A 22,073-nucleotide genomic window follows, 5' to 3' on the forward strand; every position below is an offset into this window, starting at 1 on the left:
TCATCCCGAAGGATGAATCCGCTCGACTTGCATGTATTAGGCACGCCGCCAGCGTTCGTCCTGAGCCAGGATCAAACTCTCCATAAAGTTTCCCCGACTTTCCGAGGGCCCCTAAGGGTTGTTGATTTGTACTCATTGACTTGCTAGCGAGATTATTCATCTCATTTATAGTCGATTACTCGACTGTGCTTACTCACTCGTTGTTCAGTTTTCAAAGATCAATGTCTTTCGCTCACTGCCGCGTTACCGAAGCAGCGAGAAGTAATATACCATGTTGTTTTTTCTTTTGCAAGTACTTTTTTAAAATTAATTTTTCGTGGTATTCAACCTGTCAAATCAACATGCAATAAGACAGGTTTCATAATATACCATGTACGTCTACGTAAAACAAGTACTTTTCATTTGCAGCTTCCATCGGACCACTGCGCCTTTCTTTTGTATCATAAATCCTGACTCAATCGAATCATATCCCTGCACTGTATGCCGTTCTCATAAATCTCTTCATCGTAGTGTCGTATGAAAAAGTCCAGATCAACGCCAACAATTCGAAAGCCACACTTTTGATATAAGGCTAATTGCCCTATGCTTGAGTTTCCTGTGCCGATCTCAATTGTTTTATATCCTCTTGTCTTGGCTGTCTGAATTGCATGTAAGACCAGCTGCTTCCCTATCCCTCTCCCCTGCATCTCTTCCACAACTGCAATGTTCACCAGTTCAACGGTCTCAGGTCTTGTAGGCAAAAGCACATAAGTGCCCGTACATCGATTGTCTTCTTCTGCAACAAAACAGTCTCCCCGTTTGACGTATTCCTCCACAAGCTGCCGGGAAGGGTCTGCTAATAACAACAGTTCCATTGGGTGATTTTCGTTTGCATTCAGTTTTCTAATCTCCATTATAGATATCCTGCCTGCGTCAAAGCTTGAAGATAGTATAGATACTCTTGATTATCCAGTGAACATTTATCTGCATCAATTCCCTTAAATACAATAAGCTCATTAAGCAATTTGTCGCTTCCTCCCTGTAGCGTAAAGCTAGTGATATATTCGTTTTCGCTTTCAAGGATAACGTTTATTCTTTTTCCCTGCTGCATTTCAAGCCACATTTCCGCTTTATCCTTCTCCATATCCTCGTGATGAAAAGTTTGCTTTTTTAAAAATTCAATCATTATAAAATGGGAGATTTTTTCTTTGGCACTGTATAAGCGGTTAAGGACTTCTTCATTATGAATGGTATAACACTTGCTGATATTTTCGTAACAGACATGGATGTCGCCTTTTAGATCCTCAAACTCCTTTTTATCCAGCTCGACAGCCAAATATTTTTCCTTTAAAATGCGATCGGCTTCCAGTAACGAAAATTTATGGGGGATATTCAAAGCTTTATATTTGTCCATTAACTCTTGTAAAAAGGAATCCAACAGCGTCTCCATTCGCAATCCTCCTCAAATTTTAAAAAGATAGGCGCTCCGTACCTCACGCAAAACGCACATAATTTTCCCGTTAATTGGGAATGTTACGCAAATCAACCAACTAGCTTGCTGCTACAGGAGTCGGACATATGAGCAGATGGAAAGCACTCAAAAAATATATCATTGCGGATTTGTCTTCGGATAAAAATGCTTTCTCTATAGGAGGATGGGGCGACGAGCCGGATGCTCAAGCAAACGGCGATGTTCCCGAAATGGCCACACCTCAGGACGCCGTCAAAGCAGACCCCGGTTATCTGTCGTCTCATCTCCAAACCAATATCGTTTGGTTTAAGCAGCGTTTTTCCTATCCTCAAAGCAAAGGTCTTGTTGTTCGCCGGTTTAAGCTCGGACGCTCATCCTTTCAAGCCGCCGTCATCTACATAGACGGACAAGTAGACTGGGAACATTTAAACGCCACCGTGTTAGTGCCTTTAATTACGCTGGACATAATGGACGACGTTATATCCTTTGATGCAACTTCGCTTATTGAGGAAATCGTAACGGAAGGTCAGGTCACCGCCTCAAATACGTGCATCAATATTGAAAACTATATTCTGATGGGCTTTGCAGCCATTTTCGTCGACGGATTGGATACAGCCGTTATTGCGGAAATCAAAGGTTGGGAAAAAAAGAGCATCGATAAACCGATTACTGAAACCGTTGTCCGCGGATCTCTTGAAGGGTTTACCGACGATATCCAAACGAATTTGTCCATGATCCGGCGAAGACTTCGCACTTCAGACCTCATGGTGGAATGGCAGCAAGTGGGAACTCTTTCGCAAACCGAAGTTGCTATCGTCTATTTGAAATCGATTGCCAACGCCGAAGTTGTCGCAGAAACGCGGAAGCGGATAACTGGTATCCAGTACGATTACATCAGCGATAGCGGTACGATTGAACAATTCATCGAGGACCGCCCTAATTCCTTGTTTCCTACGGTCATGAGCACAGAAAGGCCGGATCGAGCGGCGGCACAAATTGCAGAAGGCTATGTCAGCATCATTGTCGACAATTCTCCTTTTGCTCTGATTGTTCCTGCCAATCTCCCCCTCTTTCTGCAAACCGCAGAGGATGCTAACCTCCGGTGGACCTATGGCAGTTTTATACGCATTATTCGAATGATCGGGTACTTTCTGTCGTTATATTTACCCGCGATTTATGTGGGAATCGCCAATTACCATCAAGAAATGATTCCGACTCCCCTGATTACCGCTATTGCCGGTACTCGGGAGACTGTACCGATTCCGGTTGCGGCAGAAGCTTTTATGCTGGAAAGCATGTTCGAACTGATTCGCGAAGCAGGCGTACGGATACCGAGTGTCATTGGTCCGACCATCGGCATCGTCGGTGCGTTAATTCTTGGCCAAGCAGCGGTGCAAGCAAATATTGTCAGTCCGATCGTAGTTATAATCACAGCTACGACAGCTTTGGCCTCCTACACAATTCCGAACTACAATTTGCAGTTTGCCTCACGGATCCTGCGCTTTATTTATTTGTTGTCCGCTTCTTTTCTCGGTTTGGTCGGTGTTGTCCTGGTCTCGATCCTGTTTCTGTCCTACCGGGCATCAACCCACTCTTTTGGCGTGCCATTGCTTTCACCGATCACCCCCCATCGGCAGAGCGACGATACGTTAATCCGGGGAGCCATAACCAAGCAGAAGTTCCGGCCATTTTCCATTCGGCCCAAAATTCTTCGCAAGACGACCGATTCGCCAACCGAAAGTCCAAGCGCATCACTTAAGCTAGAGGAGGATCAAACGTGAGACAGCATCACATTGGGGTTCGTGAGGCATCTTCCATAGGAATCCTATTTATCATCACCAAAATATTCCTGCCCTTTCCCCGCTCCATGGCTGAACTGGGAGGAACAGCTGCCTGGATCATCGTTCTCATCAGCGCGCTGCTCAGTCCCTTGTCTTGGTGGGGTATCCGCGGCGTGATCAGCAACGGACGCAAGGGATCCTCGCTCATCACAGCGACCGAAGAGATTTTAGGCCCTTATCTGGGTAATTTGATTAATTTAGCCTACTTCTTCTTCTTTTTTTTGATCACGTTTATCGTGCTTCGTGAATTTTCAGAAATACTGGCAACGGATATCCTGCCAAGAACCCCTTTGAACGTGACCATGTTGTCTTTGCTCATTCCCATCTCCTTCGTGGCTTTTTATGGGATTGAAACGATCGGACGAATATCTTGGTTTTTTATTGGTCTGGTCCTGGCCAGCATCGTTGTGCTGCTTCTGGGGGGACTGTATACGCATACAGAGCCAAATGCCTTAGCCCCTTTCTGGGGAACGGGCAAATCCCGGGTATTTCAAATGGGGCTTGTTAAGAGCTCATTATTTTCCGAACTTCTAGTTCTCGGCTATCTGATGCCAAAAATGCGGAAAGAAACGGAATGGGCACGCACTGCCTGGTGGTGTTTAACCATTTCTTCCTTCGTTTTCTTATGTGTAATGATTGTCAGCCTTTATGTATTTCCATACCCTACCCTTTCAAGGATTAACACTCCGCTTTTCGAAATCAGCCGTATTATTAATTTCGGACGCTGGATTCAGCGGGTTGAAGTGTTGTTTCTGGTTGTTTGGCTGCTATGTACGGTCATCAAGCTGGCCATAGGCCTTTATTGCAGCTCCTCTACATTAGCACAAATACTGCGGCTTCCCACGCATCAACCGCTGATCTTTCCGCTTTCCATTCTTGCCTTCAGTCTCTCACTGACGCCGAAAAGCGAAATGACCGCAATAGCTTGGGATACAGAGCTGCTGCGCAAATATGGGGCTATTATTTCCATATGCCTGCCTATCCTTACATGGATCGTAGGCGAAGTGCGAAATAGGCGGAGAAAGACGTGAAGAGCATGGTACGAACGCTGAAAATGATGCTCATCCTGGCACTGTCGGTACCGCTGCTGTCCGGCTGCTGGGACCGGGTTGATCCTGAGAACATGGCTTTCATTGTCGCAATTGGCGTAGATCCGGGTCCTAAGAACGATTACTTGTTCACTTTTGCTCTTGCTGTGCCCAAACCCGTGAATGCGGCCGGCGGAGGCAGTCAAAGTCCCACCAATAAAAAATTAATTACCGTGTACACGGTGGAAAGCTCAAATATCGCATCAGCCTTAGTAGCAAGTCAAAGTTTTATCGCTCGCAGGCTGACGCTTATTCATGCAAAAGCATTTATTTTTGGCGAAAGTATCGCCCGCACAGGTCTCATGCCGATTCTGAGCGAAGTTGTACGCAATCGTGAATTTCGCCGCTCAATGTATGTGATGACGACACGGGGCGATGCAGAAACCTTTATTCAAAACATATTGCCGACCACAGAAACCGATATTAGTCTCTGGATTGAGCTCGAATTGGATCCCAATGATATGGGCTCCCTGATCCCGATCAAATCCCGCTTCAACGACTTCATCTTGGATATTGAATCGGCTGGAACCGGAGCCATTACAATTCAAGCCTCTCCTCGGCTCGATATCCGAAAGGGTCTTTCCCAGATACCATCTGAGGGAAGCGATTCTTCAAGCTCCGGCACTTCGCAACCCATCATTGGAAAACAAAATGCCGGCAAAATACGAAGGTATGGTGAGATTCCTCTAGAGTTCTATGGCTCCGCGATATATAAGGGCAGTAAACTCGCAGGCTTCCTTGACGGTTCAGAGACACTTATCCTGAATATGCTAACCGGCAGTTTTAAGAAGTCCATTTGGGATTTCCCTGACCCGTCGGACAGCAGCCTGAATATCAGCATGATCGTAAGCCCTGAGAAACAGACCCGCATGCATGTACAGCGGAAAAATGACAAAGTTCATATAGACTTTGATATCGACATGGAAGGAGACTTGGTTAGCGTTCAATCCAAAGTAGACTTCACAAAGCCCGAGAACACCAAGAAATTGGAAAGCTTAGTTCAAAAACAACTGCTGGAACAATCCAACCAATTGATAAGCAAGCTGCTGCATAAATGGGAAAGCGATTGTTTCCGAATCAACAACTATCTCAAATCGACTTTCTCCACCCTCAAAGAATGGGAAGACTTCAACTGGAGAGAACATATTAAGGACGTTGAATATGAGGCGAACGTCAGCTTTAAAATGCGCAGGTACGGTGACCAAGTAGGTCCTGCTATTGAGGGAGATGCGTCGCGTGATTGAGATCCTTACTCATTTTGGTCCAGCCGCATTCTTTTCTCTTTGGGGCAGCGTCTATATCGGAAGTCTTGCCCCTTCGCTCTGGAAACAGAGAAACTATCGAGGAGCGGTTGGCATCGCTCTGCTTGCTGGCATGACCCTTTTTCTCCCTACCGTGTTGGCTGTTTTCAGATAAATGTTTATTCATGTATAAGACTTCCTTACACTCCACAAACTACGATTACACCAAAAGAAGGAGTGATCAGATCATGGCTAACAACAACAATACTTTAGTAGTACCTCAAGCAAAAGCGGCTCTGAACCAAATGAAATATGAAGTTGCTCAAGAGTTGGGCATTCAACTTCAACCAAACGGCTACAATGGAAACCTCGCTACGCGTGATGCAGGTTCCATAGGTGGCAACATTACGAGACGTCTTGTCCAAATTGCGGAGCAGCAATTACAAGGCTACAGCCGCTAATCGTTGTAAAAAGTAAAGTCGCCTGGGAGGCTCCCGGCGACTTTGCTTTTTTTATGATTATCCCGGAATTAGGTTTTGCTGCCTGTTGTTATGTTGTCATCGCCTTTTTTTAAACCTTTGCTTTTATACGGTTTGGGCGCGCTCTTTGCTCTGTTGGCACTTACCTGCCATCTGTTCCATCCTTTTTTATCCGTTCCTCTGCCAGTTCCCTTGCCTTTACTCATTTCGATCACTCCGTTGCCTTCATAGATTCCTCGGTAAATTGCCTCTTACCTTTATCCAGTCTAAACGCAGAGACATAGGTTCGTCCATCTACATTAATAATTGAACCAGGTGATGAAGGTGGTCATTGTCATCTTTCGTGAATTCCAAACCATACCGGTTCCTGTTATTCTCTACTTCTTCCTTCCAAACGATATAGCCATATACACGGATGACTTCAGTGAAAACCTCGATCTCAAATTCAAAAATAATGTCTTTACTTACCGCTAAAGCTAAATGAGTTAAGAAATGAAGTCCTTGAGCCCCAATTTCTTCAATCAGCACCTCTGTCTTCCCTAAACTCAGCACTTTGTCTTTGATTTTAATGATCGTCATTTGTGAGCTTATTGGGAAAATAAGATGATCCTGAAAATAGTTCTGCCTAGTGTCTGTTTCAATCCGTTGATTTATTTCACTAGGAATGAGCACTTCTTTCGCTAGTAGTTTTTTAAATTCTGTAACCGGGACTGGTTTGCTAAATAGGTATCCTTGGATTTCATCACATTCATATTGTTTTAAAAACGTCAGTTGATCCATTGTTTCGACACCCTCAGCAACAACTTTCAGCCCTAAACCTTGAGCCAAATGGATAATGGATTTTACAACCGCAGCATTAGAAGGGTTGGTTGTTACATCGCGAATAAAATACTTGTCAATTTTCAATACATCAGCGTTGTACTGCGTTAAATAAGCAAGCGAAGAATAGCCTGTACCAAAGTCATCTAAAGAAACTTTAATGCCGAGTGTCTTTAGCTCTGAAATGGTTGACTCAACTAATTTTTGATTTTCCAGGATAGATGTTTCGGTGATTTCGATTTCGAGCCAATGGCCGTCAACTTGTGTTTCCTGTAGTATTTGCTTTAAACTTTGGATGAAATTTTTGGATAAAAACTGACGGGCAGATACATTAATCGAAATTGGCACATAAGAAATCCCCTCTGCTTGCCAGGATGTGATCAGACTGCAAACGGTCAGCTCTACCCAATGCGTAAGAGGAAGAATTAGGCCCGTGTCCTCTGCCAGGGGGATAAATTCCGCCGGTGATAGCATTCCCCATTCCGGATGGTTCCAACGGACCAAAGATTCCGCACTCACAATTTTCCCTGATTTCAAATCAATTCGCGGTTGAAAATACAATTCCAGCTTATTGTCATGGATGGCTAACCGGAGATCTTTTTCCAATGTGAATCTTTTGAAACTGTCAATATCCATGATGGGGTTATAAAACGTACATCGATTTCCTCCTTTTTCTTTTGACCGGTAGAGGGCTATATCTGCATTTTTCACCAATGTTTGCGCATCCATTCCATGCTGTGGGTAAAAGCTAATACCTAAACTAGCCGTAATATAATGCTCATAATCATCATTCAGAAAAGGGCTTGCTTCAATATGTTTAATGATGCTGTCCGCAAGCTTCTCCACTTCTTCCTTGTTATCGAACTGCTTGTCCAGCACGACGGCAAATTCATCCCCCCCTAAACGGGCAACGAAACCTTTATCATCTATATATTGAACCAATCTAACCGAAAATTCCTTGATCAATTGATCTCCCAAACCGTGTCCAAGCGTATCGTTTATATTTTGAAATCTATCCATGTCGATATAAATAAGTGCTATGACGTATTGTTTTTCATTCGCTTGCTCGATGAATTGTTCTAGTTTTTTTTCAAAAAATCTGCGATTAGGCAAGTCGGTTAAATAATCATGATAAGCCATATGTTCAATAATTTGCTCATGATTCTTTCGCTCCGTAATATTGAATGCGTATCCAATTAAACCTTCTTCAGACGGGAAAACGCTAATCTCGAGCCATTCTTTTGTCGGTTCATAGTAATCCTCAAAAATAACGGGAATTTGCTCTGCCATCGCCTTATGATAATTATGATAAAACTTGGTGCCTACTGCCTCGGGGAGTACATCCCAAATATTATGCCCAATAAGTTCGTCGCGTGTTTTTCTTACAAAGTACTCCATGGACTTATTGGTATATTTTAAGCGCCAATTACGGTCTAATATAAGAAAACCATTCGTAATATTTTCGAGAATCGATTCGCTTGACGGCAGATCAATTTGATGATTATTGTGATCTTCAGGATCTTTTTTTGATGAGTTCTTTTTAAATAATTTCATTTATGTACCATCACCTTATATCTTCTAGTATTTATAGCTTGCAAAAAAAAGCAGCTTACTCGTATACTTACCGAGCAAGCCACTTTTGTTGGACGACACAAAGTTGAAGTGGTATATCGGTAGCTGGCTGACATGGGATTGACTCCTTTAGTCCCTATAGCTTTGCGTCCCCATTTTTTAATGGGTTTGCCTTTATCAATTAGAAAACTGCATGAATATGTCATTACTATATTAGGTCTTTTTTCCCATTATTACAATATAGCATGACTATTCTCATAGATCATACGCCATATTATTGACATCCCCTAATAAAAAAAGTCCACTCTGTGCGGTTGCACGAGTGGACTTGAATGAGATCGTTTTGGGATCTATGCTGATTATTCCAAATTGGCATGACGGTCAAACAGGGTCGTGGAATCATACCCTTTTTTCTCCATTAACCGCAGAATGACCGCGTCAAAAAATAACAAAAGAGTCTGCTCAAATAACGAGCCCATAGGCTGTATCGTGGAGTACTGGCTATTCGACTTATCTTTGGGAGAGCCGGGGAGCTTGACCGTTAGATCCGCCAGCTGCCCAATCGTTGATTCCGGGAATATCGTCACTGCCGCGACAGTGGCTTGCAAGCTTTTGGCTTTCTCCCCCATGGATATGAGACTTCTGGTTTCTCCGGAACCTGATGCGATGATGAGCATGTCGCTCGCTGTTATGTTAGGCGTGATCGTCTCTCCCACAACGTAAGCGTCCATGCCCATGTGCATCAGCCTCATGGCAAAAGCTTTGGCCATCAAGCCGGATCTGCCGGCCCCGGCTAGAAAAACCTTTCTGGATGCCAGTATTCGCTCTACAAGCAGATCAGCTTGTACGGCATCCAATCGGTGGGCTGCCTGCTGCAGCTCCTCAAGGATGACAGCTGCATACTCATTCGTTCTCATCGGCATTAAGATCCTTGTTTAATCAATTTCTGCATCTCAGCGGCAGCGGCCTGCTTGTCTTCTTGTCCGGTAATCCCTCCACCGACAATAACAAGATCTGGACTCGCTTTGATGACTTCCGGCAGCGTACTTAATTTAATGCCTCCAGCAATTGCTGTTTTGGCCTGTTTGACGACACGTTTGATCGTCAGTAGATCTTCAAATGAGTTTTTACCTACAGCCTGCAGGTCATAACCTGTATGCACACAGATATAATCCACGCCAAGTGCGTCGATTTCTTGCGCACGCTGCTCAAGATTTTTCACGGAGATCATGTCCACCAAGATTTGTTTGCCTTGTTTCCGCGCTTCTTCTACAGCGCCTTTGATCGTCATGTCTTCCGAAGCTCCCAATACGGTAATAATGTCCGCTCCTGCCTCGGATGCTTTCATGACTTCATAACCGGCAGCGTCCATAATTTTCAAGTCAGCCAACACTCTCAAGTTTGGAAAAGCTTCTTTGATTTCCTTAACGGCGCGAAGCCCCTCATTAATGACAACCGGGGTGCCAATTTCGACGATATCTACATAAGGTTCCACTTCTTTCACCAATTGTTTGGCTTGTGGGATGTTGACAAGATCTAACGCTAATTGAAGTTCCATGGATGAGTCACTCCTTCTATTATGTTGTTCACGGAGCCTATTGTACGCCGATACTTTTCAAAAAGGAAGTACGCACTATTTGGTGACGTAGTACCCATTTGGATACTATGAACGACAAGAAGGAGGCTATCCCATAAGTAAATTCGTGATAGTTCCAAATCCGAGCATAACTCGTTTAAACTTCAATTCGTTCCTGATGTTTCTCGCCCCAATCGGCCATCACATGCAGCACTACCTCCATCGTTTGGCCATATTCCGTTAAGGAATACTCGACTTTCGGAGGCACTTGAACGAAGACCTTCCGATGGATAATGCCGTCATCCTCTAATTCACGAAGCTGTTGGGTTAGCATTTTTTGCGTGATATCAGGCATCCCCCGTTTTAATTCGCCAAAGCGTTTGACGCCATCCATCAGATGGCATAGAATGACCAGCTTCCATTTGCCGCCAATTACTTTCAAGGTCATTTCTACCGAGCTCTTAAAGCGTTGATCTCCCATAGGGTAACGACTCCTTCGTATACGATTTGATACTCTCTCACTTAAAAATAGGTACTTGCCGATAATTGCATGTTTCTTCATAATAATTGGCGCAACTTTCAGTTGCAAACAGCCAAGATCCAAACCTATGAATTTTTTTTAATTTTGCCGTCTAGACTTTACTCCATGTCAATCAGCTCAATTGGAATATGATAATAAACAAATCAGTATGAGGTATGTTTAGTAAATTTCCAAAATGAGGTGCTGTCATGTCAGCGTACCGTGGGAGATCAATAAGCAGTAAATGGGTCAAAACAAAGGCTCTCTTATTGAACAAAGAACTTCGGAATTTTGTCCCTGATACAAAAATCTACAATCAAGCAAATCTGCTTACGATGCTAAATAAACATAAGATGGTTTATGTCAAGCCAACGACTGGCTCTGCTGGCAATGGCGTTATCCGCGTAGAGAAAACTAAGCATTACAGCTTTCAAAACGGACAAACCAGAAGAACTTTTCCTACGTTTCAAGGGTTATTCACTGCGCTAAACAAGTCCAAGTTAAACAGGACCTATCTGATCCAACAAGGCATTCACCTGTTGACTCATCACAATCGAATATTCGATATACGCATCATGGTCCAGAAAAACCCGAAACAATCTTGGGAAGCTACCGGATATATCGGCCGGGTTGCTCATCCGCGCAAAATCGTGACGAACTTTCATAATAGCGGCAAACCGCTGCCATTAGAATTACTGCTGGGCTCCTACTTACAAAACCGGAAAAAACATGATTATATCACATTCTTGCGTCAGCTGAGCTATAAAATCGCCGTGCATTACCAGAAAGTTTATCCTGGATTCAAGGAAATCGGTATTGATTATGGAGTCGACAAAAAATTGAAGCCATGGGTATTAGAAGTGAACACATCACCAGATCCCTTTATATTCAATCAACTGAAAGAGAAAAAAATGTTCTTCAAAGTGCTGCGCTTTGCGAGGTCAAACGGCCGATTTTTGCCTGCCAGACGGCGGCGCAAATAATTCAAGGTAGATTTCGCATCAAATTAAAACACCTCCAATCCCGATTACCCGGTGAATTTGGAGGTGTTTATTTGTGTTTTATCGGGAGAGCCGCCGCTGCGCAGCCATCCGCTTTACTCCCATTAAGCCAATGGCGGCTATACCCGCCGCGACAATGAGCCATAAGGGATGATGGAAGTGTATATGGAAGTGGCGCCAAGCTTTATCCAGTTTTTGGCCGAGTAGAACAATGACTAATATCCAAGCCAAGGCACCAACATAAGAAATACACATAAATTTGATATACCGCATTTTCGTTGCCCCTGCAATGAAGGGAGCCGCATGCCTTAACCCAGCTACATAATAACCAATCAGAAGCACAATCGCACCATACTTTTTAAACTGCTCCGCCCACTTCTCCAAACGGCTCTCGGAAATATGAATCCATTTGGTTACTTTGCTGATTCGCTTCAAACCAATACTTTGTCCAAGCAGATAATTAAGTGTCATCCCTGCGCTAGCTCCAAGCCAAGCAAAGCCGATAATACCGCCTATATGAAGATTGGCTTTAACCGCTATATAGCCTGCACCTAAAAGGATAATCTCGATCGGCAGCGGTAAGCCTACGATTCCAATGAAAAGTAAAACAAATATGCCCGCATATCCGTAATGGCTGATTAATGTGATCATGGAATGATGATTCATCTTTCTTCACCTACCTCATATTGATCGTATCACAATTAAGAAAGAAGAGCATGAGAGGAAGATGAGAAAAATGATTTTCATTCCACGCTTGTTGTCAAGGTCTTTTTGCTCATCAGATTCTCACGGTTTTCTAATTATCGTCCTCCGAGCATGATCTACCCTAGTGTTTCTCCCCGATTGGTAATCTATAGGTCATTCCGGATGTGGTAAGGTTATCCCAGGTGGAAGCCTAAAACACGATCCTGAAGGAGGATGTCCAATCATGAACAACATGAAAAAGAACCGCCTTAGTAAATCGCTATTAGGAATTACACTTAGTGTATCCTTACTTGCCTCAGCGAACCTTTTCGTCGGAACGCAATCCGCGCATGCAGCGAACAGCACGGCTTCAATAACAGCAGCTTCTACAGCTGTGTCAGGGAAAGCCAACAGCATTATCTCTACAGGTGAACAATACCTTGGGGTAAAATATTCATTCGGATCTCAGAAAGGCCGAACAAATACCTTTGATTGTTCGTCTTTTACACAATATGTATATGGCAAGAATGGGATCAATCTCCCTCGTTCATCTAAGCAGCAATCACAGGTAGGCACCTATGTTCCCAGAAGTCAGCTTCAACCCGGAGACCTAGTCTTCTTCTATTCCCCTATTCACCATGTTGGTATCTATATAGGGAATGGAAAAATTCTGCACACGTACGGCAGTCCTGGCGTTACGATTTCTGATATGAACTCCGGTTGGTGGAGCAGAAACTACAAAACAGCCCGCCGCGTTATTAACTAAAGCTCATTACCACTAGTGTAACTAATTGATCATCTTTTCATCCCCAAAAAAACCTCCTTCTATGATTTTGAAGGAGGTTTTTTGGCGATTATAACCTAAATCGAAAGCGAAAGGGCGCGCTCATTCATGCTATGCATCATATCAGTTACGATGTGTTCAGCAGCTTGGCTCCGCTGCAATGCTCTCATACGTTCCCTGATTTCTTCCTGCAAGCTGGGATTCCTTATTAACGCGTTTATTTTATAAGTTAATTGTTCCAAATGAACGGAAATCGAAGCAATTCCACGACTCGTAAGATATAAGGCATTTTCCTTTTCCTGCCCGGCATAGGGCTTATAGATGAAGATCGGCAGATGCTGGACAATCGCTTCCGTCAACGTTAACCCTCCTGCCTTAGTTACAATGCAAGTTGCCCGAGACATCCATTCATGAATATTGTCTACATACCCAAGAATAGTAACCCCCATAGAAGCGGCAAAATGGTCTTTAAGTCTAAGCATCAGCTTCTCATTGCGGCCACAAACAACGACCAACTGACAATGTTCCAAATAGGACAGGCTCGTAATCATATCCTCAATATAGCTGTTGACCCCGCTGTCTGACGCCATAATCAGGATGATTTTCTTTGGATGCGTATCCGCGGTGCTCATCGACCTTGCGAACTCTTGCCGTACGGGAATTCCGCTTACCTCAATGCGCTCTTTACTGATCCCTTTGAAAATGATTTGCTGTTTCAGCTCATCCGTGGCTACATAATATTTATCCACATTCGGATGCAGCCAACTGGCATGTAAGGCATAATCCGTAAGTATCGTGACATTTCTTATGCCCATTGAACTGCACACATCCGGCGATGCTCCGAACGGAAACGTATTTACAACGACATTAGGCCGCTCTTTATGAATAAGTTCTCTTAACTTCTTTTTGCCCAGAAAGGTCATGGATCTCTGGAATAGTGCGGTCCTCTTGGATTCGCGGGTTAAGTAGTAGCTCCAGCCATAATAGTCGAGACCTATGCGTGAACTTTTGGTGCTTTGGTTAACAAGCGATGTTGTAATGAGATTGATGACGGGGTGGCCTTCTTTCATAAGATCGACGATTTTGACATGTTCGATACCTTGCTTCAAACATTGCTGCAGCAGCGCTTTGGACGCTTGAAGATGCCCGTTGCCATAGCTGGCGGTAAGAATTAATACGCTAGGATTCATACTCATGTTTAAGAGAAACCACCTTTCGTCATATGCTTTGTTATAATCGGAAACGATAACCGGCTCCCCAGACCGTTTCAATGAATTGAGAGTTGGAGGGGTCTATTTCTATCTTTTCTCTTAATTTACGTATATGCACCGTCACCGTCTGTGAATCTCCCATTGCATCAAATCCCCAAATACGTTCAAAGAGGTGGTCCTTGCTGTACACACGATTTGGATTGATGGCCAAAAAATAAAGCAAATCAAATTCCTTCGTGGTCAGGTTCATTTCCTGTTCATGAACGAAAACCCGGCGGGAACCGTAATCGATTAAAAGTCCGTGTATACGAATTTCTTCCTTGTTTTCTTTCGTTCCTATTAATCGCTCATACCGTGCCATATGCGCTTTGACTCTAGCCACAAGCTCTCCGGGTTTAAAAGGCTTCGTAATATAATCATCCGCTCCCAAACCAAGACCGCGAATCAAATCAATATCTTCTTTTTTGGCCGTAACCATCAGAATCGGAATTTGATATTTCTCGCGTACTTGCTTGCACACCTCAAAACCGTTTATTAACGGGAGCATAACATCTAGAATGATTAAATCATATTCTCCACTGAGTCCCAGCTTCAACCCTTGCTCGCCATCCGTCGCAATATCAGCTTTATAGCCGCTCACTTCCAAATAGTCTCTTTCCAGCTCAGCAATCAGTTGTTCGTCTTCTACGATTAATATCTTTTTCATAAATGTTCACCGTCTTTATGCCTTCTGAGTGGCAAATTGATTGTCAGACAAGTCCCTTCGCCTTTCACACTTTTCGCTTCAATCGTCCCTCCATGCCCTTCGATCATTTGTTTCGAGATCGCTAATCCCAGCCCGCTCCCGCCATTGTTGCTGTTTCTGGATGGGTCTGCCCGGTAAAAACGGTCAAAGATATGAGGCAGCGCCTCGGCATTCACACCTGCACCGTTATCTGCAATTTCAATGACGACATGTGATCCCGTCGTTCTGGCCTGCAAAGTAATTCGCTTCTCGGTTTTATTCATATATTTCAAGCAGTTGTCCATAATATTAGAAAAGACGCGTCTTATTTTATCCCGATCAATAGAGACCTGTATCTGCCGCTCCAACGCGATTTCCGACTTATAATGAACGCCTTGTTTGCCAAGTTCAAAATCAAGTTCTTCTGACCAGTCCCCTAAAAATGATCCGAAATCAACGATTTCAAAAAGAAATGGAACTCGTTTCAAGTCCAGTTTGGAATACAGAAATAATTCATCGATTAAATGATCCATCTCTTCCGCTTTGGACGATATGATTTCAATATATTTTCTTTGCTTATCCGGTGTATCGGCAATGCCATCGCCTAACCCGTCTACATAGCCTCTAATGGCTGTAAGTGGAGTCCTGATGTCGTGTGAGATGTTGGAAATAAGTTCTTTGCGGTTCTCTTCATACTGAATTTGAGTCTGGATGGACTCATGCAATTGTTGGCGCATTTGTTCAAATGCTATGCTGAGCTGACCGATTTCATCCTTACTTGTGATCTGCACCTGGAATTCCAAGTCGCCCGATTGAATTCTTTTCATAGCATTCTTTAGCTTCTGCAGCGGTTGGATGATGCTTCTTGAAACAAAATAAGTAAGCAGCGAGTGCGTAAGTATCAAAATGATCAGTAATGTGATAAAAAGAGCGGGAAAAAACTTTTGCGTAAAATTAACGATCGGATTCACTTTCGTCACGATGAAAACACTGCCTGGCTGTTGTTCCGAATCATAAAAATCGAAGGAATTAACCTCCAACAATTCTTTCCCATACCGCTTCGCATCTTCTCGTTCCGGATGCCCGGGATGTTTGAAAGCAGGCAGCTGCTGAAGGATGTTCGTCCCTTGCAAGGTTGGAGAAACATAGACAAACGTATTATTCTTGCGTACAACAAGCTTCGAATTATTTAGCTGCAGCTCTTGATCAACATCTGCTAGATACGTTGCTTCCGCTAGGATAGACGGATTCTTCTCCGATGTTCGCTTCAGGTCTTTAAACGTATGCTCCACATTCTGATTTTCGAATAGTCCGACACCTGTATGCAGTTGATCCCGGATACTTTGAAAGTCGCCGCGAAATACAACGACTAAAAGAACAGCCGTAATCATCATCATAACGAGTGGTATTAGCAGCATGGCTGCGTAGGAAAGCAATAATTTCAGACGAATAGACATGAGTGATTCCCCGTTTTTAGACTTCTTTTCGATCAAATCTATAGTAGCCAAGTGCCAAGAACAACATGCAGCTGGAAAGAAGGAACAGCAAACTTGTCATAAGCTTACCCGCGGAAACGGTTTGACTGAGCCATAACATATGCCAATTCGTATAAGAAGCAGGCGAAAAAGCAGCAATGGAGCTGAGCAAGAACGGAGCCATTTTGGCCGCCGCATATAACACGAGCGAAAAGACCATAAAGCTGCTCGCGCTTTTGAAAAACTGAGAAACGAATACAAACATAGCGGACAAAGCAATCATGGATACAAAAGCCGCGGCATATGCCTCGATCATATGAACAGATTCGACGAATCTGGCGGATGTTCCCGCAAAAATATTGCAAATAAACGTAATTATTCCAAGCAAAATCAAAATTCCGGCTATACCCGTGCCTAGAGCAGCAACTTTCGTGCCGAATACTTGAAAGCGTGAATTCGGACGCAGCAAGGCAAGTTTCAACGTTCTAGTCGCCACTTCACCCGGAAACAAATCACCGGTAATCGTTAAGATAAAAAGCGGAATCCATATGCTTGTATAAATAGTTAACATCTCGATCGGAAAGGACTGGCTTACGGCAATAAGCCCCAGGACGGGCTTTAAGGCGCTCAGTGAAATGGCCAGCAAGACCGGAAGAATCAGTGAAAATATAGCAAACATAACGACTTTTTTCCGATACAACAGCAAATAGAGCTCATTGAAGTAACCCGCGCGCCATTTATGCACAATCTTTCTCCTCCTTGGAAAGCTGTAATTCATCAATATAAAACTGTTCTAAGGATTGATTGCTTTTCAGCAGCTCGGATACGTATCCCTCTTTTTTCAAATGTCCCTCTACAACGATGCCCACCCGATTACACAGCTGCTCCAGCTCGTGAATCATATGACTAGAGATTAAGAATGACGTCCCTTTTTCTTCGGACAGCTGTTTAATTAACTTCCGAAACATGACGGTTCCTTCGATATCCAAACCATTCGTAGGCTCATCCAAAATGACAAACTTCGGTTCCGGCAGGATAGCCGCCGCAAGCGCGAGTTTTTGTTTCATCCCTGTCGAATAACCTTTTATTTTCTCTTTGCGAACTTTGAGCAGGCCGACAAGATCCAGGACTTCTTCTATCCGCTTTGGAGTGACTGCAGGATAGAACCGAGCGACGAGTTCTAAGTACTGCCAAGCGGTTAGAAACTCATGAAAATCCGCCGATTCTATCATGCTGCCAACATGCTGCATACCTTGTTCGAACTGTTCAGCCAGATTGGCATTAAACAAAGAAATCGTTCCTTGATCAGGACGTATCAAACCGGTTATCAGCTTAAGAAATGTTGTTTTGCCAGCGCCATTCGGCCCGAGTAAGCCATATACGTCACCTTCATGCAGCTGCAAACTCATATCATGAATTCCTCTATTGTTGCCATACACTTTTGTCAAATGAGCCGTTTCTAAAATGATGTCCATTTAGACTCCTCTTTTCATAAGAGATATAGCAGATAGGCTCACAATAAGAAAGCCTATCTGCTATTACCTTACAATCAACTACTCGTTATTGCCGTGTTGTTTTCCGTGGTGATCTTGCTTCAACGTTTGTACGGTTTTACCGGCAAGATCAATGGTTTCAGGCGACGTGCTGTTAAAGCCGGACAAATCCGCTTGAAGGTGAAGGTTCACTTGATGCGCAGCTCCGCTGTCATCTTTACCGGAGATCGTTAAATCCGCTTCTTGATGAGTGATATAATTGCTAGCATTTACCGTTGCCTTTATCGATACTTTTTCAATTTTAATATCTTGCGTTAACTGTGGAGCTGCATTTTTCAGGAAATCTTCTTGGAATGGCAGCTTATTTGCGTCTGCCGTATCATCCTTCTTCTCGCCGTCGTTCTCTGCCTTCGTTGCTTCCTTTATCGCAATTGGCGCTAAAGCATTAACTACGGCAGGAATTTGAGCGTTATCCAGCTGAATGGCAATTTCTTTCGTTCCGTCCGAGTTCGCATCAACGGCAACGAAGTCCTTCAGATTACCGACTAGAGCATCAATAACCGTTTCTACTTGCTGAGGAATTTCTGTCTCATTCAGCTTTTTCTCGTCTTTATGCTTCTTCGCACCTTCTTGTTTCACAAAATACACATCGCTGGCGCTAGATTTAAGTACGGTTTGATCCTTTTGCTTATAGAAAATGAGTGATTGCGGCGTACCGTTTGCTACAACTTCTGCATTTCCGCTCGCCGTTTCCGTATCTAGGCTCATCTTGAAGCTTCCATTTGCACTTACAAGCACGCTGCCGTTATCTTGCAAGGCTGCAGCCGCTTGTACAGCTACATTTTGAACCGTTTTGGTGTTCTTAAGCGCGGATTTATATGCGTCATACCCCGATGTACTCGCCAATGCACTAAACCCGGTTGTCACCATGACAATACCGCTAACTCCTACAGCGCTGCCTAACATTAACCATTTCTTCTTCATGATTTCCTCTCCTTCTCAGGGATCTTTGAATGAATCTCAAATCTCTCCTTAATGGGCTTACAACAACATCATAGTCATTAAAAATGAAACGCTTGTGAACCGTTTCTTAAATCTTTCTTAACTCTCTGCCCACAAACAAGGAAAAACGACTTCGTCTTCCCATTGGGAGGAGCGCGTTTGTCAAAAGAAAAATCCGTTTAGAAACTAAACGGATTTCTTGCTCACCGAAGAGGTCGCCCTGTTCCTGCGCCAAATCTTGGACTCGACGGTTTCATACCCCTGGATGACGGTCATCATCACTTTCTGCGCCAATGTCGAGCGCTTAAATAATTGATGGACGAGAACCGCGGCCGTGCTGCCGATCAAGGCTCCGGCCAAAACATCAGACGGATAGTGAACCCCTGTCCAGATTCTTGAGAAAGCGATGCATGCTGCTAGTGCAAGCCAGATCTTCCCGTCTTTTCTCCGGTATATCCAAATGGAAGTAGCGATTACGAAAGCCCCGATCGCGTGATCGCTCGGAAAGGAGGCATTCGCCGGATGCGCGATCAGTTGAATGATTTGATGGGCGACAAACGGCCGGTCCCGGTAGAAGAAGTGCGAAAGCAGTCCGCCGAAAGCGAATGCTGCGCATGCGGCTATGATGGCTTCGCCCACCATTCGGCGCTTCACTTCTTGCCTCGTAAACCAATACAGGACAATCCCCAAATAAAACACATATTCCGCATAAGAGGCAAAAAAACGCATGATTGGGTTCAGAACAGCTATTGTATCTCCTAATTGATTAATGGTTTGAAACCATTGATAATCCACCTGTGAAAAATCCATCTTCATCATCCTTTTTTTGTACTAAATGCCCGGCAGCGGCATTTACAATGACTTTACATGATGAAGATGAGAAGAACATGAGAAATCCTATTTTATTGAACAGATTGGCTCACAGGCAGTTTGATGCTTACGGTTGTCCCCTTGTTCTCCTCGCTATGGATGGTCATTTCACCTTGATAATTGCTTACAAACTGCTTGGCAATGGATAACCCTAGTCCAGTACCTGCGATCTCCGAGTTTCTTGCCTTATCTACCCGGTAAAACCGGTCAAACACATAGGGCAAATCCGCCTGCGGGATACCGATGCCATAATCTCGCACTGTAATTTGCACGTCATTTTTCAAGCGCTCTCCCTCCACAGCGATCCTTTTGTCATTCGTCGAATACTTTACAGCGTTATCCAGTACGATTAAGAGAATCTGCTCTAGATGCAGCGGACTTATAGAGATCAGAACATCTTCCATTTTCTCTGTATTCGCTTGAAATTCAAACTCGGCATGGAGGACCTTAAATCTTTCCAGCGTCTCCAGAATGAGAGGAACCGGCGAAATGGGATTATGATTTTCAGTCAGAAGTTGAGATTCGACTCTCGTAAGCGTTAGCAGTTCTTGGACGAGCCCTTTCATTCGCCGTATTTCTTGAAGTGAAGCCTGCAAGGATTCTTCTAAGACCTCTGGATTCGATTTGCCCCAACGATTTAATAGAGACAAGTGGCCTTCCATAATCGTAATCGGTGTCCTCAACTCGTGCGAGGCATCTTCTACAAATTGCTTTTGCTGACGAAAAGAGATTTCCAGTTGATTCATTAATCCATTAAACAGCTGCGCTAAACTGGATAATTCATCACCGTTTTGTATGTTGCTTACGCGTTCCGTGAGGCCTTTCTCTTTGACGCTCCGAATGGCGGAGGTTAGTGCCCGGATAGGATGCATGAATTGCCTCGCAAGAGCTAAACCGCTGAGTGCGCTAATGAAAATCGCCAGCACCCCGCCGATCAGCATCACCCACAATAATGTCGTGCTAAAATGGTCAAACGTTTCTAAGTTGCTAGCCAGCTCTATGGTTCCAACGAATTTTGCTGTTTGGATTGGACTTCGATAAATAAGAACGTGATCTTCATTAGGAGTCGTGTCGAATAGCTCCGGCACAATGACCGGCTTCGGTGTAACCCAATTTTCATTAAAATGATTGGAAACCGTTAGAAGAGGTTCACCCTCCTTGCCAATGATGCGCACGAATTGATTTTTCCCCATCATTTTCTCAATATAAGCACGGCTTTCCGCAATTTGAAAAGCATCGTCCGTCTTATATTTTTCCTGAAAATAGTCTTGCAGCTGTGCCATGCTAACTTGAATTTTGTCCCGCTCCTGGTTCATCATCCACTGCTTGAGAACAAGATATTGGGCAAAATTATACGTCGCAAATAAAAGGAAAATGAGCGTGGTTGCTCCTAACATGAGCTTCCACTTAATGGGGAGCTGCCGAATAAAACGCAAGACTCGTTCCATCATCGCAGGACGTATCCGATTCCCCGGACCGTTTGAATGAAACTGTTATCGCCAGCTTGATCCAGCTTATTCCGCAAATATCGGACATACACATCGACAACGTTCGTCTCCACCAAAGAATCATACCCCCACACATGATCCAATAGCATATCACGCGTCAGCACCAGATTAATGTTTTTCATGAACATCACTAAGAGATCGAATTCACGCTTCGTCAGCTCAACAATGTTTTTATCCTTATAAACAATGCGCGCATCCGTATCCACCGTAATATCATGAAAAGAAAGCAACGAATGCGGCCCATTTCCATCCAACTCCATACGCCGGAAAATAGCTCTTACCCGCGCCAACAATTCCTCAATGGCGAATGGCTTAGGCATATAATCATCGGCTCCGCTGTCTAAGCCCGAGACGCGATCAACAACGCTGTCCCTGGCTGTCAACATCAAGATCGGAGTCTTCTTGGCAGCGCGAATGCGCCGGCAGACCTCAATTCCGTTTAGTCCCGGAAGCATCACATCAAGCAATATTAAGTCCCAGTTATCTTGAAGGGCCAAGTCCAACCCCGTTTTCCCGTCGTAAGCCGAGTGCACGTCAAACGATTCATGCTCCAATTCCAATTGAATGAACCGGGCCATGTTTTTTTCATCTTCAATGAGCAGTACTCTCTTCATAGCCATCTCCCCTAAGCGTTATTTTTCTAATTATAAGTCAAATGGATGAGAAAATAATGAGAAATCATCCAAACATAGTTACCATCTAGTCTGAAGACTAAGGTGTCTTTCTATTCAAAAG

24 protein-coding genes, 1 rRNA gene and 1 riboswitch are annotated in these 22,073 nt (G+C 43.9%); of the genes, 6 read left to right on the top strand and 19 right to left on the bottom strand.

What is annotated here, in order from left to right; genetic code table 11:
* From GC097_RS28425 to GC097_RS28435, 3 genes are all read right to left on the bottom strand, one after another.
* Nucleotides 1-87: ribosomal RNA gene (locus GC097_RS28425) — 16S ribosomal RNA — on the bottom strand; the annotation flags it as partial.
* Between the two features lie 353 nt (nt 88-440).
* On the bottom strand, nt 441-893 hold the full coding sequence (locus GC097_RS28430; protein ID WP_171686653.1) for a GNAT family N-acetyltransferase: 453 nt from the start codon (nt 891-893) through the stop codon (nt 441-443).
* The gene (locus GC097_RS28435) at nt 893-1,429 is read right to left on the bottom strand and encodes a hypothetical protein (RefSeq protein ID WP_171686654.1); all 537 of its coding nucleotides are present in this window, start codon (nt 1,427-1,429) and stop codon (nt 893-895) included. The genes GC097_RS28430 and GC097_RS28435 overlap by 1 nt, the downstream gene beginning before the upstream one ends.
* A gap of 128 nt (nt 1,430-1,557) precedes the next feature.
* Between GC097_RS28435 and GC097_RS28440 the strand changes: the two genes are divergently transcribed.
* Genes GC097_RS28440 through GC097_RS28450 form a run of 3 tightly spaced genes read left to right on the top strand, consistent with a single transcriptional unit; the run spans nt 1,558 to nt 5,623 of the window.
* A complete protein-coding gene (locus GC097_RS28440; RefSeq protein ID WP_171686655.1) occupies nt 1,558-3,231 on the top strand; it encodes a spore germination protein in 1,674 nt (557 codons plus the stop codon).
* On the top strand, nt 3,228-4,322 hold the full coding sequence (locus tag GC097_RS28445; RefSeq protein WP_171686656.1) for a GerAB/ArcD/ProY family transporter: 1,095 nt from the start codon (nt 3,228-3,230) through the stop codon (nt 4,320-4,322). Before GC097_RS28440 ends, GC097_RS28445 begins: the two co-directional genes overlap by 4 nt.
* Before the next feature lie 5 nt (nt 4,323-4,327).
* On the top strand, nt 4,328-5,623 hold the full coding sequence (locus GC097_RS28450) for a Ger(x)C family spore germination protein (RefSeq protein WP_246294519.1): 1,296 nt from the start codon (nt 4,328-4,330) through the stop codon (nt 5,621-5,623).
* Here the strand turns inward: GC097_RS28450 and GC097_RS28455 are convergent.
* Entirely contained in the window at nt 5,595-5,807 is a 213-nt protein-coding gene (locus GC097_RS28455) for a hypothetical protein (RefSeq protein ID WP_171686658.1), read from the bottom strand. The genes GC097_RS28450 and GC097_RS28455 overlap by 29 nt on opposite strands.
* Before the next feature lie 61 nt (nt 5,808-5,868).
* Here GC097_RS28455 and GC097_RS28460 point away from each other — a divergent pair, with 61 nt between their 5' ends.
* The gene (locus GC097_RS28460; protein WP_171686659.1) at nt 5,869-6,081 is read left to right on the top strand and encodes an alpha/beta-type small acid-soluble spore protein; all 213 of its coding nucleotides are present in this window, start codon (nt 5,869-5,871) and stop codon (nt 6,079-6,081) included.
* Between the two features lie 68 nt (nt 6,082-6,149).
* Here GC097_RS28460 and GC097_RS28465 read toward each other — a convergent pair whose 3' ends face one another.
* The 5 genes from GC097_RS28465 to GC097_RS28485 form a co-directional block, all read right to left on the bottom strand.
* The gene (locus GC097_RS28465; protein ID WP_216625931.1) at nt 6,150-6,305 is read right to left on the bottom strand and encodes a DUF3934 domain-containing protein; all 156 of its coding nucleotides are present in this window, start codon (nt 6,303-6,305) and stop codon (nt 6,150-6,152) included.
* An 88-nt stretch (nt 6,306-6,393) separates the two neighbouring features.
* Nucleotides 6,394-8,472, bottom strand: a complete 2,079-nt coding sequence (locus GC097_RS28470) for an EAL domain-containing protein (RefSeq protein WP_171686660.1) — start codon at nt 8,470-8,472, stop codon at nt 6,394-6,396.
* 115 nt (nt 8,473-8,587) lie between these two features.
* Nucleotides 8,588-8,673: riboswitch (cyclic di-GMP riboswitch) on the bottom strand.
* Nucleotides 8,674-8,849: 176 nt separating this feature from the next.
* Entirely contained in the window at nt 8,850-9,407 is a 558-nt protein-coding gene (hxlB, locus tag GC097_RS28475) for a 6-phospho-3-hexuloisomerase (protein WP_171686661.1), read from the bottom strand.
* Between the two features lie 5 nt (nt 9,408-9,412).
* Complete coding sequence (gene hxlA / locus GC097_RS28480; RefSeq protein ID WP_171686662.1) at nt 9,413-10,048, bottom strand: 3-hexulose-6-phosphate synthase; 636 nt, start codon at nt 10,046-10,048, stop codon at nt 9,413-9,415.
* Nucleotides 10,049-10,223: 175 nt separating this feature from the next.
* On the bottom strand, nt 10,224-10,547 hold the full coding sequence (locus GC097_RS28485; protein ID WP_171686663.1) for a winged helix-turn-helix transcriptional regulator: 324 nt from the start codon (nt 10,545-10,547) through the stop codon (nt 10,224-10,226).
* Nucleotides 10,548-10,795: 248 nt separating this feature from the next.
* Here GC097_RS28485 and GC097_RS28490 point away from each other — a divergent pair, with 248 nt between their 5' ends.
* A complete protein-coding gene (locus tag GC097_RS28490; protein ID WP_171686664.1) occupies nt 10,796-11,569 on the top strand; it encodes a YheC/YheD family protein in 774 nt (257 codons plus the stop codon).
* Nucleotides 11,570-11,647: 78 nt separating this feature from the next.
* On the opposite strand, the gene GC097_RS28495 is transcribed toward GC097_RS28490, so the two are convergent.
* Nucleotides 11,648-12,253, bottom strand: a complete 606-nt coding sequence (locus GC097_RS28495) for a DedA family protein (protein WP_171686665.1) — start codon at nt 12,251-12,253, stop codon at nt 11,648-11,650.
* Between the two features lie 271 nt (nt 12,254-12,524).
* Between GC097_RS28495 and GC097_RS28500 the strand changes: the two genes are divergently transcribed.
* Nucleotides 12,525-13,037, top strand: coding sequence for a C40 family peptidase (locus GC097_RS28500; protein ID WP_171686727.1), 513 nt, complete (start codon nt 12,525-12,527; stop codon nt 13,035-13,037).
* Nucleotides 13,038-13,132: 95 nt separating this feature from the next.
* Here the strand turns inward: GC097_RS28500 and GC097_RS28505 are convergent, their stop codons facing one another.
* The 9 genes from GC097_RS28505 to GC097_RS28545 form a co-directional block, all read right to left on the bottom strand.
* A complete protein-coding gene (locus tag GC097_RS28505; protein WP_171686666.1) occupies nt 13,133-14,251 on the bottom strand; it encodes an MGDG synthase family glycosyltransferase in 1,119 nt (372 codons plus the stop codon).
* 34 nt (nt 14,252-14,285) lie between these two features.
* Nucleotides 14,286-14,972 (bottom strand): response regulator transcription factor, encoded by a 687-nt coding sequence (locus GC097_RS28510; RefSeq protein WP_171686667.1) that lies wholly within the window; start codon nt 14,970-14,972, stop codon nt 14,286-14,288.
* Complete coding sequence (locus GC097_RS28515; RefSeq protein ID WP_171686668.1) at nt 14,969-16,447, bottom strand: sensor histidine kinase; 1,479 nt, start codon at nt 16,445-16,447, stop codon at nt 14,969-14,971. The genes GC097_RS28510 and GC097_RS28515 overlap by 4 nt, the downstream gene beginning before the upstream one ends.
* 16 nt (nt 16,448-16,463) lie before the next feature.
* On the bottom strand, nt 16,464-17,210 hold the full coding sequence (locus GC097_RS28520) for an ABC transporter permease (protein ID WP_171686669.1): 747 nt from the start codon (nt 17,208-17,210) through the stop codon (nt 16,464-16,466).
* Nucleotides 17,203-17,940: an ABC transporter ATP-binding protein gene (locus GC097_RS28525; protein ID WP_171686670.1), complete on the bottom strand. Its 738-nt coding sequence runs from the start codon at nt 17,938-17,940 to the stop codon at nt 17,203-17,205. Before GC097_RS28525 ends, GC097_RS28520 begins: the two co-directional genes overlap by 8 nt.
* Before the next feature lie 78 nt (nt 17,941-18,018).
* Nucleotides 18,019-18,942 (bottom strand): hypothetical protein, encoded by a 924-nt coding sequence (locus GC097_RS28530; RefSeq protein ID WP_171686671.1) that lies wholly within the window; start codon nt 18,940-18,942, stop codon nt 18,019-18,021.
* 204 nt (nt 18,943-19,146) lie between these two features.
* Nucleotides 19,147-19,779: an undecaprenyl-diphosphatase gene (locus GC097_RS28535; protein WP_246294513.1), complete on the bottom strand. Its 633-nt coding sequence runs from the start codon at nt 19,777-19,779 to the stop codon at nt 19,147-19,149.
* An 83-nt stretch (nt 19,780-19,862) separates the two neighbouring features.
* Nucleotides 19,863-21,281 (bottom strand): HAMP domain-containing sensor histidine kinase, encoded by a 1,419-nt coding sequence (locus tag GC097_RS28540; protein ID WP_246294514.1) that lies wholly within the window; start codon nt 21,279-21,281, stop codon nt 19,863-19,865.
* On the bottom strand, nt 21,278-21,952 hold the full coding sequence (locus GC097_RS28545) for a response regulator transcription factor (protein ID WP_171686672.1): 675 nt from the start codon (nt 21,950-21,952) through the stop codon (nt 21,278-21,280). The genes GC097_RS28540 and GC097_RS28545 overlap by 4 nt, the downstream gene beginning before the upstream one ends.
* Between the last annotated feature and the right edge of the window lie 121 nt (nt 21,953-22,073).

The sequence above is a fragment of the Paenibacillus planticolens genome, assembly GCF_013141725.1.
Taxonomy (GTDB): domain Bacteria; phylum Bacillota; class Bacilli; order Paenibacillales; family NBRC-103111; genus Paenibacillus_E; species Paenibacillus_E planticolens.